We start from the raw sequence: 12102 nt of genomic DNA, 5'->3' as shown, positions 1-12102 counted from the left end.
CCACAGATGAAGTTCACCGACGGCTACTGGCTGTTGCGCGAGGGCGTGACCGCGGCCCATCCGGCCCAGGTCCACGAGGTCAGCGCGTCGGACGACCGACTGGACATCCTCGCGCCGACCCAGCCCATCCGCCGCCGCGGCGACCTGTTGAAGGGACCGGTCGTGACGATCAGCGCCCATGCCCCGATACCCGACGTCATCGGCGTCACCTTCACCCACTTCGAGGGCGAGCAGCCGCAGGGCCCCGCGTTCGAGGTCCGTACGGAGGACTTCACGGCGCACACGGAGTACGACGAGGAGCACGCCACCCTCACCTCCGGCGCGCTGTCGGTCCGGGTGGCCCGCACGGACACCTGGCGGGTCGACTTCCTCGCGGACGGCCGGCTGCTGACCGGCAGCGGCCCCAAGGGCATGGGCATCATGCGGGACGCGTCGGGCGCCCACTACCTGCGCGAGCAGCTCGGCCTCGGCGTGGGCACCTCGGTCTACGGCCTCGGTGAACGCTTCGGGCCGCTGGTCAAGAACGGCCAGGTCGTCGACATCTGGAACGCCGACGGCGGCACGGCCACCGAACAGGCCTACAAGAACGTCCCGTTCTACCTCACCGACGCGGGCTACGGCGTCTTCGTCGACCACCCCGGCAAGGTCTCCTTCGAGGTCGGCTCGGAAGCGGTCTCCAGGGTGCAGTTCAGCGCCGAGACGCAGGAGTTGACGTACTACGTCATCTACGGCCCCTCCCCCAAGGAGATCATCCGCAAGTACACGGCCCTCACCGGCCGCCCGGCCCTCCCGCCCGCCTGGTCCTTCGGCCTGTGGCTGTCGACGTCCTTCACGACGTCGTACGACGAGGAGACGGTGACGTCCTTCATCGAGGGCATGCGGGAGCGCGAACTGCCCCTCTCCGTCTTCCACTTCGACTGCTTCTGGATGCGTGAGTTCAACTGGTGCGACTTCCAGTGGGACCCGCGGGTCTTCCCCGACCCGGAGGGCATGCTCGCCCGGCTGCACGCGCGGGGCCTGAGGGTCTCCGCGTGGATCAACCCGTACATCGCCCAGCGGTCCCCCCTGTTCGCGGAGGGCAAGGCGCTCGGTCACCTGCTCAGGCGTCCCGACGGCAGCGTCTGGCAGTGGGACCTGTGGCAGCCCGGCATGGCCCTGGTCGACTTCACCAGCCCCGCCGCCCGCGACTGGTACGCGTCCAAGCTGGAGGCGCTGCTCGCACAGGGCGTGGACTGCTTCAAGACCGACTTCGGCGAGCGGGTGCCGCTGGACGTGGAGTGGTCCGACGGCTCCGACCCGGAGCGGATGCACAACTACTACGCCTACCTCTACAACCGGACCGTCTTCGACGTGCTGCGCAAGCACCGCGGCGAGCAGGAGGCGGTCGTCTTCGCCCGCTCGGCGACCGCGGGCAGCCAGCAGTTCCCGGTGCACTGGGGCGGCGACTGCGAGGCGACCTACGAGTCGATGGCCGAGTCGCTCCGGGGCGGCCTGTCCCTCGGCCTGTCCGGCTTCGGCTTCTGGAGCCACGACATCGGCGGCTTCGAGGGCACCCCGACGCCCGCCCTCTTCAAACGCTGGCTGGCCTTCGGACTGCTCTCCTCCCACAGCCGCCTGCACGGCAGCTCCTCCTACCGGGTGCCGTGGCTGTTCGACGAGGAGTCCGTGGACGTACTGCGGCACTTCACCCGTCTCAAGCTGCGGCTCATGCCCTACCTCTACGAGGCCGCGCGCACCGCCCACGCCGAGGGCGTGCCGGTGATGCGGGCGATGGTCCTGGAGTTCCCGGACGATCCCGGGTGCGCGCATCTGGAGCGGCAGTACATGCTCGGCCCGGACCTGCTGGTGGCCCCGGTGTTCAGCGATGAGGGCGAGGTCTCGTACTACGTCCCCGACGGCACCTGGACCCACTTCGTGACCGGCGAGACGGTGACGGGGCCGCGCTGGGTGCGCGAGAAGCACGACTTCACCAGCGTGCCGCTGCTGGTCAGGCCGGGCGCGGTGCTCCCGGTCGGCGCGGTGGACGACCGGCCCGACTACGACCACGCCGACGGGGTGACCCTGCGGGCCCACGGTCTCGGGCGGGGCGAGCAGGTCACGGTACGGGTCGGCGAGATCGCCTTCACCGTCGTACGCGAGGCAGACACGCTGCGGGCGTCCTGCTCCGACCCCTCGGCGCCCTGGGGGCTGGTCGCGGGCGACCGGGAGGCGCGGGCGCGGGCCGGGACCGGCTTCCTCTCCCTGGAGCTGGGCTGATGGCGAAGATCACGGATGTCGCGCGGCGGGCCGGGGTCTCCCCCAGCACCGTCTCCTACGCCCTCAGCGGCAAGCGTCCGATCTCCGAGGAGACCCGGCAGCGGGTGGAGGACGCCATCCGCGAGCTGGGCTACCGCCCGCACGCGGGCGCCCGCGCCCTGGCCGGCCGACGGTCGAACGTGCTGGCGCTGGTCGTGCCCTTACGGGTGGGGATCCACGTCCCGACCGTGATGCAGTTCGCGGTGTCGGTGGTGACGACGGCCCGGCGCCACGACCACGACGTGCTGCTGCTGACCCAGGAGGAGGGCGAGGAGGGCCTTGGGCGGGTGCCGGACACGGCCCTGGTCGACGCGCTGATCGTGATGGACGTCCAACTGGACGATCCCCGGCTGCCGTTGCTGCGGAATCTGGAGCTGCCGTCCGTGCTGATCGGCCTCCCTGCCTCCTCGGAGGGCCTGACCTGCGTCGACCTCGACTTCAGGGCGGCGGCCGAGGCGTGCGTGGAGCATCTGGCGAGGCTGGGTCACCGGTCGGTGGCCCTGGTCGGTTCCCCTCCGGAGGTGTACGTGCGCCGCACGGCCTTCGCCCAACGGGTGGTCCAGGGCTTCACGGACGCCGCCGACCGCAGCGGGATGTCGTCGACCGTCCACCCCTGCGAGCCGGGCGCGGCCCGCGAGGTCGCCGAGCGACTGCTGCGCGAACAGCCCGCGCTGACGGGTGTGGTCGTCCACAACGAGGCCCTCCTTGAGCCGCTGGTCGACGCCTTCGAGCGGCTGGGGCTGCGAGTGCCGGGTGATCTTTCGGTCACCGCGATCTGCCCCGACGAGGTGGCCGAGTCGGCCCGCGTCCCGGTCACCTCGGTCGCCCTGCCGTCCGCGGAGTTAGGCGCGCGGGCGGTGCAGCTCCTGGTGAAGAAGCTGCACGGGACCGCCGTACCGGAGTCGACCCTGCTGCCACCGAGGATGACGGAACGGGCAAGCACGGGGCGGCGGACGGTTTCCTGAGACCTCGGCAAAGAGCGTACGCAGAGGGCCCGTACTCGGTCGAGTACGGGCCCTCACACTCTCCGGGGGGGGGGAGCTGCTAGGCGAGTCCCCCGTAGGTGACGGTCCTGGCCGGACCCGCTTCCCGTGCCACTCGCGCTGCCAGGTCACGGCCCCGCAGGTCCAGTTCCCGGCGCCTCTCGTCGTCCCGAACGTCGTCCCGGTCGTTGAGGTACTGCTCCATGCCGGCGTTGAAGTCGGCCGCCCACTTGTACAGGTCCGCGACCAGTTCGTCGGACAGGTCGAGTCCGGCGGTGGGGTCGTCGGGAGCGAAGTCCCCGAACCCCCCCGCGCGGAGCGGGTGCCACTTGTACTCGCCCTCGACGGTGATGCGGAGCGGATACGGCGGCGTGTCGTGCTCGTCCAGGGACCAGTGCAGTCGCCGACACCCCCAGCAGACGAACTTGTCGGTGGCGTACGCGTCGTCCCAGTAACGCACCACCCACTGCGGCCCGAGGTACCGGGCCAGTGCCTGGGCGACCTCCAGACCCCGCTTCGCATGCCTGCGCAGGTTCTGACGGGACGCCCCTGCCCCGGGCCGGGCCCGCGACCAGGACGTCAGCCGGTCGGCCAGGGAGTCGGTCAGCCCGAGCACCGGGTCGTCCGGCGGAACGGAGCGGGTGAACCGGGAGAGGTCGTCGTCGCCCTCGTCGTCCGCGAGATACAGCGGCGAGTCATCGCCCTGCGCGCGGACGAGCAGATGGCGTGGAGCCGGGGTCCAGGTCATGCGGGGTTCGCTCCCACGATGAACCCGTTGTTGCCCACCGTGATGGCCACCCGCTGGGTCCTGCCGTTGTACACGGTCTCGTAGATCGGCCGGCCGCCGTCCGCTCCCTGTTGTCCCACGATCTTGCCTTCGCTCAGTGCCTTGTTGAGAAGCTTGGGAATGTCCTCGGACGCTACACCGTGTTCGATGAACTCCCCCGCGTGCCGGAAGATGATGTGGATGAGCCCCGACTTGTGGGTGCCCAGCTCCAGCCAGGCCACCGGCACACCGGGCCGCGGATAGCGCACCGCCATCACCACGTCCGCCCGGTTGAAGTTGGCACCGCTCGCCTCCAGCTTGCGCACCAGGTCCAGGTCGACGCTGTTCGCCGCCTTCGCCCGGTCAGCCATGCGCTCCGAGAGACGCAACGCCATCCCCGCGAGGGTGTCGGGATCCGCCAGGTCCGCGGCGGACGGCTTCTCTCCGAAGAGCTTCTTCAGGTCGCCGAGGAGCTTCTCCGCTCCCCGTCCCGTCTTGATCGCGTCCTCGACGAGCTTGGTGGCCTTCAGCGCCTCGGCGATCTTCCCGCCGGGGATGAATGTGGCGGCCGCCCAGGCACATCCCGATGAGGCGCCTCCGTCGTCGGAGGGCGTGAACTTGTGGTAGCACTCGACGAAGTCCTCGACGAGGATGCCGTAGGCGAGATTGGCGACGAACAGGCCCAGACTCTGCAGTCCGGCCTTCTCCACCTCCCAGAAGCTGAAGTGGTACGTGATCTTCTTCGACAGTCCCTTCTGCGGCTGTGAACCGAGGTAGAAGGTGTCCGCCTTCGGGCAGCCCGACTCGGTGGCGGGTACGTCCGGGTTGGCGCAGTAGTAGAAGCTGACGATCGCGTCGAAGTGGAACTCGAACTGCACCGTGCAGCCGTCGACGGTGAGGGTGCAGTCGTTGAGCTGCTTCGGCTGCTCGGTCAGTGTGATCTTGTCGATGACGAGGAAGGTGTTGTCCTGGCCGGTCGCCGCACCCTTGGCGACCTGCTCGTTCGCCCCCTTGTTGGCCGCCTGCTCGGCGGCTTCCTGCGCCGACTCCGCGTACTTCTGCGCGTCCTTCGCCGCCTGTTCCGCCACCGTCGCCTCGGCGTCCGCACGGTCGGCGGCGGCTCGGGCGTCCTTGGCGGACTGCTCGGCCTCCGCGGCGGCCGAGCGGGCGGCCTCCGCGTCCAGGGCCGCCTGGTCGGCGGAGGAGCGGGCGTCGGCCGCGTAGCTCTCGGCGCTGTCGGCCGCCTGGTCGGCAGCGGCCGCGTCCTCGGTGGCCTGGCGGTCGTACTCCTTGGCACGGGCGAGGGAAGCCTGCGCGTCGGCCGCGTACTGGGCGGCCTCGGCGGCGTAACCCAGCGCCTCCTTCGCCGATCTGCGGGCGTCCGCCGCGAACCCGGCGGCCTCCGCGGCCAGCGTGTACGCCGCCTTGGCGTCACCGGTGGCCGCCGCAGCGAGGCTCGCCGCCTGGGCGGCGTTCTTCTGCGCGTTGGCCGCGTGCGCCTCGGCGACCGCCTGCTGCTGCTCGGCGATCGTCTTGGACGACTGGCCCGACAGCACGGCCAGGCCCGCCGCCGAGTCGGTGGTGACGTACGGCGCGCCCAGCTGGATCGCGTCGTTCGCCGGAGCCGCCACCTGCTGGGCCGCGTTGCCGGCGTCCTCCGCCGCCTGCGCGGTGGTGTAGGCGTGCCCGGCCGCGTCCGCCGCGCCCGCGACCGCCTTGGCGGCCTCGGCCTTCGCCGCGTCGGCCTGCTTCATGGCGTCGGCGGCGTGTTTCTCGGCCTCGTCGGCCAGCTTGACCGCGGTCCGAGCGGCGGAGGCGGAGGCCTCGGACGCCTTGATGGCGTCGGCGGCGGCGCTGGTCGCCGTACGGACGGCCGCGTCCGCCCGAAGCTTCGCGGCCTGGGCCGCGTCCGCGTCGGAGCGGGCCCTCTTGGCGGCGGCCTCCGCGCGCGTGGCAGCGGCGTCCGCGTCGGCCGCGGCCTGGGTCGCCGCGTCCGCCTCCGAACGGGCCGAGCGCGCGGCCGACTCCGCGTCGTCGGCGGCTGCGTCCGCCTCGTCGGCGGCGGCCCGGGACCCCTGGGCGTCCGAGTCCGCGTCGTGGGCCTCGGCGTAGGCGTCCTTGGCGTCGGCCTTGGCACGGGCGGCGTTCGCCTGGCTCTCGGCGTCCCACGCGTCGTCCCGCTTGCCCTTGGCCCGGTCCCGGGCGGCCTCGGCGTCCTGGCGCTTGGCGCGGGCGGTGGACTCGGCGTTCTCCGCCCGGCCCTTGGCCTCGTCGGCGGTCTTCGCGTAGCCCTGCGCGTTCTCCTTGTGCTGCGCGGCCTCGGCCTGCTTGGCGGTGGCGGTCTCCTTCTCCGCCTTCGCCGTCGCCGCCTCGGCCTCCGCCGCGAGCCGCTTGGCGTGCGCGTCGGCGGCCGCCGCCTTGGCGTCGGCCTCGGCCTTCTGCGTCTCGGCGAGTTTGGCCTTCGCGAGGTCGCGGGCGGCCTTGGCGGTCTGTGCCTGTACGGCGGCCGCGTCGGCGGCGGCCTTCGCCTGGGCCCGGGCCTCGTTCGCGGCCGCGGTACGGAAGGCGGCCTTCGACTGCGCGGCCTGTGTCAGCGCACGGGCGGCGATGGTGGCGCTGTCCCCGGCGGCGGCACGGGTGGCCGCGTAGGCGGTGTCACCGGCCTTGGCCAGGGCGTCGAGCGCGGCCGACGACGCCTTGGTGACCTGCGCTTTCTGCTGCCCGACGAGCAGCCCCCGGCCGCGCGGGGCACCCGCCTTGTCGGCGATGCCGTACGCCGCCGTCAGCGCGGTGTCCGACGTGGTGGCGGCCGTCTTCGCCGCCGTGGCCTGGGCCTTGAGCAGGTCGACCTGCTTCTTCGCCGCGGCCTGGGCGTCCGTGATGCCCTTGGCCGCCTTGTCGAACTGGGCCTTGGTCGGGTAGTCGAGGTCGTCGGTGCCCTGGTGCCCGGACGGGACGATGTCGAACTGCTGCGGGGCCTTGCCCGTGCAGTCCCACATCCGGCCGTCCCGGCTGTTGGTGTAGTCGGCGAGGTCGAGGCAGTTGCCGGTGCCCGGGTTGTACAGCCGCGAGGTGCCGTGCGTGCCGTACTCCCACTTCTGCGAGGCCCCGGTGCCACAGGTGGAGATCTGCACCGCCGTACCGTTGGCGCTCGCGCCGCCCTTGACGGTCAGGCACTTGCCGGAGTTGGGATTGACCAGGCGGTCGGCGTCGATCTGCCACTTCTGCCCGGCGCTGCCGTTGCAGGTGTAGATCTGCACGGGCGTGCCGTTGTCCTTCTTGCCGCCCGCGACGTCCAGGCACTTGTCGCTCGCCCCGTGGGCGTGCACGACGAAGGGACTGGTGCCGATCCAGCCGGGTCCGCCGGCCGACCAGTAGTCCTGCCAGCGGACCAGGTGGTCGGCCCGCCAGGAGAGCCCGAGGAGTTCACCCAGCGCCTTGGAGCCGGCGGCGAGGGCCTTGGTGGCGTTCTTGTTGGCGGTCAGGATCTGGTTGCGCGGGGTGGCCTGCGCGGCGATCTCCTGCTGCCACTCGGCGGACGCGGCGGCGACCTCCTTGCCGAGCACCTTGTTCGGGTCGACCGGGGTGCGCCAGGCACAGGAGGCGAACCGGGTCTTCAGGTCCTCCACGGCGATGCGGTATTCGACGCTGCCGGGCTCGGGCGCGGTGCGCGGGAAGCCGCCGTACGACAGGAAGAGCCGCGCGTTGTCTGCGGCCGTCGGCTCCATGGACCAGTTCACCAGACCGTCGTAGGCCTGGTGTTCCTCGTACTCCTGATTCCAGTCGGGCGCGCTCGGGTCGGGGTCGCCGCCGTACAGCGGGTCACCCAGTTCTTTGACCGCCTTGACCGCGGTCTCGTCGGCCTTCGGGGTCAGGTCATGGTAGAAGTCGCCCTCGCTCTTCCAGAACTGCTCCCAGATCCACTTGGAGATGCCGGTCTGCTGGAAGAAGTTCGGTCGGTCGTCGCCGCTGGTGCCGGGCGGCCATTCGAAGTCGGCCTTCGACTTGAAGCCGCTGGGCGTGGGCAGCCCGGAGATCTGGAAGTCCCGGATGTGGTCGTAGAGCGCGGAGCCCTCCTTGTCGGCGGTGTCCCGGTCCTGCTGGAACGCCGTCGACAGCGGAGTGGTGTTCCAGTACTCCCGGTTCGCCGCGGTGTGCAGCTTGTCCGGAGTCTGGTTCAGCCCGTCCTGCGCGACGCCGAACATGGCCGGCCCGCCCATCCGCAGCGTCTCGCCCAGCAGGCACTGGTCCTGCCGGAGCTCTTCGGCGGCCTTGGTGTCGAAACCGTCGTAGCTGTCGCCGGTGTCGGCCACCGCAGCCATGTTGTCGGCCGCGTAACGACTGATCAAGTCGGGCTGTACGGCCACGGAGCCGATCAGCGCCACGGCGACGGCGGATGTCAGCAGCGGCGTCAGGAGCCCGGAACGCGCCCGGGCATGCGTGAAGAGCCGATGTCTCGGCATGGTGGTTGTCCTCCCCGTGGCGACGGTGTTCCCCCGGTCGCCGTTCGACGCGCCCTGTGGCGGAGTGGTCGGCTCCGTCCGGCGCGGCGTTTACCTTAGACATACATGTCGGGTGCAGGACAAGAGTTTTCTGGGTTACATGTGGGAAACATGTGAAGCCCGGGGCAGTCCGGGACGGCACCGGGCAGCCCGGGACAGGACATGACGAAGGCCCCGCTGCCATGAAGCAGCGGGGCCTTCGCCCACATGGGGTTGCCTCCCGGAAGAGGCGAGTGGAGATGGCGGGAATCGAACCCGCGTCCAACGGTGCAGAATCAGGGCTTCTCCGTGTGCAGTTCGCTGCGATTTTCTCGGCCCCGGCGATCACGCGAACAAGTCGCCGACGGGCCCAGTCACTGTTTGATTTCCCATCGAACCCCGTGACCGGGCTCGATGGTTTAGTCCCCTAGATTATGCCAGGGTCCGGGTCGGGAACACCCCCGGGCTGACACCCGTTAGGGCCTTCACTCACTGCTTATTAGGCAGCGAGGGCGAAGGCGCGGGAATCGCTGTTGGAATTGGCGATTATTGGTTGCGACATATGGTTAACGAGATCATTGCCGCTTCCTCGACACGCTTCCCCTGCTTCAACAGCCGCTGTCGAAACCGATCATCCCCATGTTTTGTTTTCAATGCGCACACCGACCTGAGCCGGTGTTGACTCCATCGTACGTGACCAACCCACGTCGATGCCACCGTATTCCCCGGGGCTACCCGCCCCGCTGCTTCCGCTTCGCCGCCGCGATCGCGCGGTCCGACTCCCGCCGGTCCTGCTTCTCCCGCAGCGTCTGCCGCTTGTCGTACTCCTTCTTGCCGCGCGCGAGGGCGATCTCGGCCTTGGCCCGGCCGTTGATGAAGTACAGGGCGAGGGGCACGATCGTGTGACCCGTCTCCTGGGCCTTCGCCTCCAGCTTGTCGATCTCCTCTCGGTGCATCAGCAGCTTGCGCTTGCGGCGCGCGGAGTGGTTGGTCCAGCTGCCCTGGTGGTACTCCGGGATGTGGGCGTTGTGCAGCCACGCCTCGCCCCGATCGATCTGGACGAAGCCGTCGGTCAGCGAGGTCCGCCCCTCACGCAGCGACTTGACCTCGGTACCCATGAGCACGAGGCCGGCCTCATAGGTGTCGATGATCGCGTAGTCGTGCCGGGCCTTCTTGTTCTGGGCGACGATCTTGCGCTTGCCGCCCTTCTCACCGTCCCTGGCCTTCGCGGCCGCCCCACCCTGCTTGGGCTGGGACTCCTTCGGTACGTACATTCCCTTGCTCATAGTGCTGCCCATTTTCGCACTACGGAGGGGGGCCGAGGCCAGCTCTTAATTCAAGCGGTGAGGAGACCTGCTCGGGGGCGCGGGGAACTGCGCGACAAGCCCCCACCGGCCGGCAGCCGAAGGACGACCTCTAGTCGCCCAACCCCCCAAGCACTGTCTCCGCCTGCCGAAGAGCCCCCTCGTCGACCTCAAGATCAGGCGTGATCCCCCGCCCGTCGACACCTCGCCCCGACGGAGTCCGGTAGTGCCCCACGGTCAGCTCGGCCACCGCCCCGTCCGGCAGCCGGCTGGGCATCTGCACAGACCCCTTGCCGAAGGTCCGGGACCCCACGACGACGGCCCGTCCCCGGTCCTGAAGCGCCCCGGTGAGAAGCTCGGCCGCGCTCATGGTCCCGCCGTCGACCAGCACGACCAACGCCCGGGATGTGTCCCCACCTGGCTCCGCGTGCAGCGCCTGTTGAGACCCGTCGACGTCGTAGGTCGCGACCAGCCCCCCGTCGAGAAACACGGACGCGGTGGCGACGGCCTCGGTGACCAGACCGCCGGAGTTGCCACGGAGGTCGAGGATGACACCGCCTTCGGCCGGAGCCTCCCGTACGGCGTCCCGGACCTGGTCCCCGGCGCCCTTGGTGAACGAGTCGACCTTGATGACGGTGATCTCGCCGGCGAGTTCTCGAACGGTGACCGAGTCCGTGGACAGACGGGCACGCCGTACGGTCTCCGTCCACGCGCGTGTGCCGCGTTGCAGGCCCAGCCGGACCGTCGTACCGGCGCCGGCGTCCGTGGCGTCACCGCGCAGTAAAGAGACGACCTCGGTGACGGGCCGCCCGTCGGCGGCTGTCCCGTCGACGCTGCGCAGCAGATCACCGCGGCGGATCCCGGCCGCGGCCGCGGGCGAGTCCGAGCTCACCTTGGTCACTTCGATACGGCCGTCCCGCTCACGCCGCGCCCAGAGGCCGACGCCGGTGTACTGGCCGTCCAGGGCCTCCTCGAACTCCTCGTACTCGCCCCGGGAGTAGACGGCTCCCCAGCGGTCCCCGCTGCGGCTGACGGCACGCTCGGCGGCCTCCATGGGGGACGTGCCGTCGGCCACGGCCTCCTCGGCCGCCTCGGCCACGTCCTCCTGGGGATCCGCGGGAACGGCCAAGCGGGCCGATTCCGAAGAGGACTTCCGATCGGTGCGCTCGGTCTCCGGGAAGGATCCGGTGGCCGCACCGGCCACCAGGACGCTCGCGAACACCAATGTCAGGGCGGCCCCGCGGCGGATGCGGCGGGGCTGACAGAACAGGTCTCGGCCTGACATGCCGGTGAGTCTAGGACAACGCAAGAGGGCCGCACGGCCGGTTGACCGTACGGCCCTCTTGGCATGTGTCACACCTTCAGGTACTTGCGCAGCGCGAAGAACGCGGCCAAAGCGGGCATCAGCACGCTCGCGGCCAGGATGAGCGGCAGCTTCGTCAACACGGCGTCCCAGCCCACGAAGTTGATCAGGTTGAGCTTCGTGGCCAGGGCCATGCCGTGGTCGACCGTGAAATAGCGGCCGACGACCAGGAAGACACAGGCGAGCCCGCCGCCGATCGCGCCGGCGACGGCGGCCTCCATGATGAACGGCGCCTGGATGTAGAAGCCGGAGGCACCCACGAGCCGCATAATGCCGGTCTCCCGCCTACGGCTGAACGCCGAGACACGCACCGTGTTGACGATCAGCAGCAGGGCGACGATCAGCATGAGCGCCATGAGGCCGAGCGCGGCCCGGTTCATCAGGTTCAGCATCGTGAAGAGGTTGTCCAGGATGCCCTTCTGGTCCTGCACAGACTGCACGCCGTCACGACCGTTGAAGGCGGTCGCGATGACCTGGTACTTCTCCGGGTCCTTCAGCTTGATCCGGTACGACTCCTGCATCTGGTCCGGCGTGAGGGACGCGGCCAGCGGAGAATCGCCGAACTGCTCCTTGTAGTGCTTGTACGCCTCGTCCTGGGACTCGTGGACGACCGTCTCGACGACCGACATCTTCTTCAGGTCGGAGAGGACGTCCTTCTTCTGGTCCTCGGTGACCGCGCCCTTGGCGCAGTTGGGGTCCGACTCGGCGTCGCTCTTGTTGCAGAGGAAGATCGAGACGTTGACCTTGTCGTACCAGTAGCCCTTCATGGCACCGACCTGGTCGCTCATCAGGAGCGACCCGCCGAACAGGGCGAGCGACAGGGCGACGGAGACGATGACGGCGAACGTCATCGTCAGGTTGCGACGGAGACCGACACCGATCTCGGAGAGTACGAACTGGGCGCGCATGG

At 70.0% G+C, this 12102-nt stretch carries 7 protein-coding genes and 1 other RNA gene; 2 read left to right on the top strand and 6 right to left on the bottom strand.

Annotated features, from left to right (window positions below; all coding sequences use genetic code 11):
* The first annotated feature begins 6 nt into the window (after positions 1-6).
* Entirely contained in the window at positions 7-2256 is a 2250-nt protein-coding gene (gene yicI / locus ACI2L1_RS21760) for an alpha-xylosidase (protein WP_404740983.1), read from the top strand.
* The gene (locus ACI2L1_RS21755; RefSeq protein WP_404740982.1) at positions 2256-3260 is read left to right on the top strand and encodes a LacI family DNA-binding transcriptional regulator; all 1005 of its coding nucleotides are present in this window, start codon (positions 2256-2258) and stop codon (positions 3258-3260) included. Before yicI ends, ACI2L1_RS21755 begins: the two co-directional genes overlap by 1 nt.
* 79 nt (positions 3261-3339) lie before the next feature.
* On the opposite strand, the gene ACI2L1_RS21750 is transcribed toward ACI2L1_RS21755, so the two are convergent.
* The 6 genes from ACI2L1_RS21750 to ftsX form a co-directional block, all read right to left on the bottom strand.
* Positions 3340-4026, bottom strand: coding sequence for a hypothetical protein (locus ACI2L1_RS21750; RefSeq protein ID WP_404740981.1), 687 nt, complete (start codon positions 4024-4026; stop codon positions 3340-3342).
* The gene (locus ACI2L1_RS21745) at positions 4023-8507 is read right to left on the bottom strand and encodes a ricin-type beta-trefoil lectin domain protein (protein ID WP_404740980.1); all 4485 of its coding nucleotides are present in this window, start codon (positions 8505-8507) and stop codon (positions 4023-4025) included. Before ACI2L1_RS21745 ends, ACI2L1_RS21750 begins: the two co-directional genes overlap by 4 nt.
* A 270-nt stretch (positions 8508-8777) precedes the next feature.
* Positions 8778-9164: a transfer-messenger RNA gene (gene ssrA / locus ACI2L1_RS21740) on the bottom strand.
* A 92-nt stretch (positions 9165-9256) separates the two neighbouring features.
* Positions 9257-9799 carry an SsrA-binding protein SmpB gene (smpB, locus tag ACI2L1_RS21735; protein WP_404741061.1) on the bottom strand — a complete coding sequence of 181 codons (543 nt, stop codon included), beginning with the start codon at positions 9797-9799 and terminating at the stop codon, positions 9257-9259.
* 142 nt (positions 9800-9941) lie between these two features.
* On the bottom strand, positions 9942-11114 hold the full coding sequence (locus ACI2L1_RS21730; protein WP_404740979.1) for a S41 family peptidase: 1173 nt from the start codon (positions 11112-11114) through the stop codon (positions 9942-9944).
* Positions 11115-11182: 68 nt separating this feature from the next.
* Positions 11183-12100: a permease-like cell division protein FtsX gene (gene ftsX / locus ACI2L1_RS21725; RefSeq protein WP_404740978.1), complete on the bottom strand. Its 918-nt coding sequence runs from the start codon at positions 12098-12100 to the stop codon at positions 11183-11185.
* Positions 12101-12102: the final 2 nt, after the last annotated feature.

Origin of the sequence: Streptomyces sp. NPDC019531, from assembly GCF_044903305.1 — a bacterium.
Taxonomy (GTDB): Bacteria; Actinomycetota; Actinomycetes; order Streptomycetales; family Streptomycetaceae; genus Streptomyces.
The sequence above is the reverse complement of the archived record's forward strand: the minus strand, read 5'-3'. Positions and strand labels throughout refer to the sequence as shown.

Excerpts from the sequence above, each read along its gene's own strand:
- ACI2L1_RS21755 (WP_404740982.1), top strand. The coding sequence starts at position 2,256 with ATGGCGAAGATCACGGATGTCGCGCGGCGGGCCGGGGTCTCCCCCAGC.
- ACI2L1_RS21745 (WP_404740980.1), bottom strand. The coding sequence starts at position 8,507 with ATGCCGAGACATCGGCTCTTCACGCATGCCCGGGCGCGTTCCGGGCTC.
- ftsX (WP_404740978.1), bottom strand. The coding sequence starts at position 12,100 with ATGCGCGCCCAGTTCGTACTCTCCGAGATCGGTGTCGGTCTCCGTCGC.
- smpB (WP_404741061.1), bottom strand. The coding sequence starts at position 9,799 with ATGTACGTACCGAAGGAGTCCCAGCCCAAGCAGGGTGGGGCGGCCGCG.
- yicI (WP_404740983.1), top strand. The coding sequence starts at position 7 with ATGAAGTTCACCGACGGCTACTGGCTGTTGCGCGAGGGCGTGACCGCG.
- ACI2L1_RS21730 (WP_404740979.1), bottom strand. The coding sequence starts at position 11,114 with ATGTCAGGCCGAGACCTGTTCTGTCAGCCCCGCCGCATCCGCCGCGGG.
- ACI2L1_RS21750 (WP_404740981.1), bottom strand. The coding sequence starts at position 4,026 with ATGACCTGGACCCCGGCTCCACGCCATCTGCTCGTCCGCGCGCAGGGC.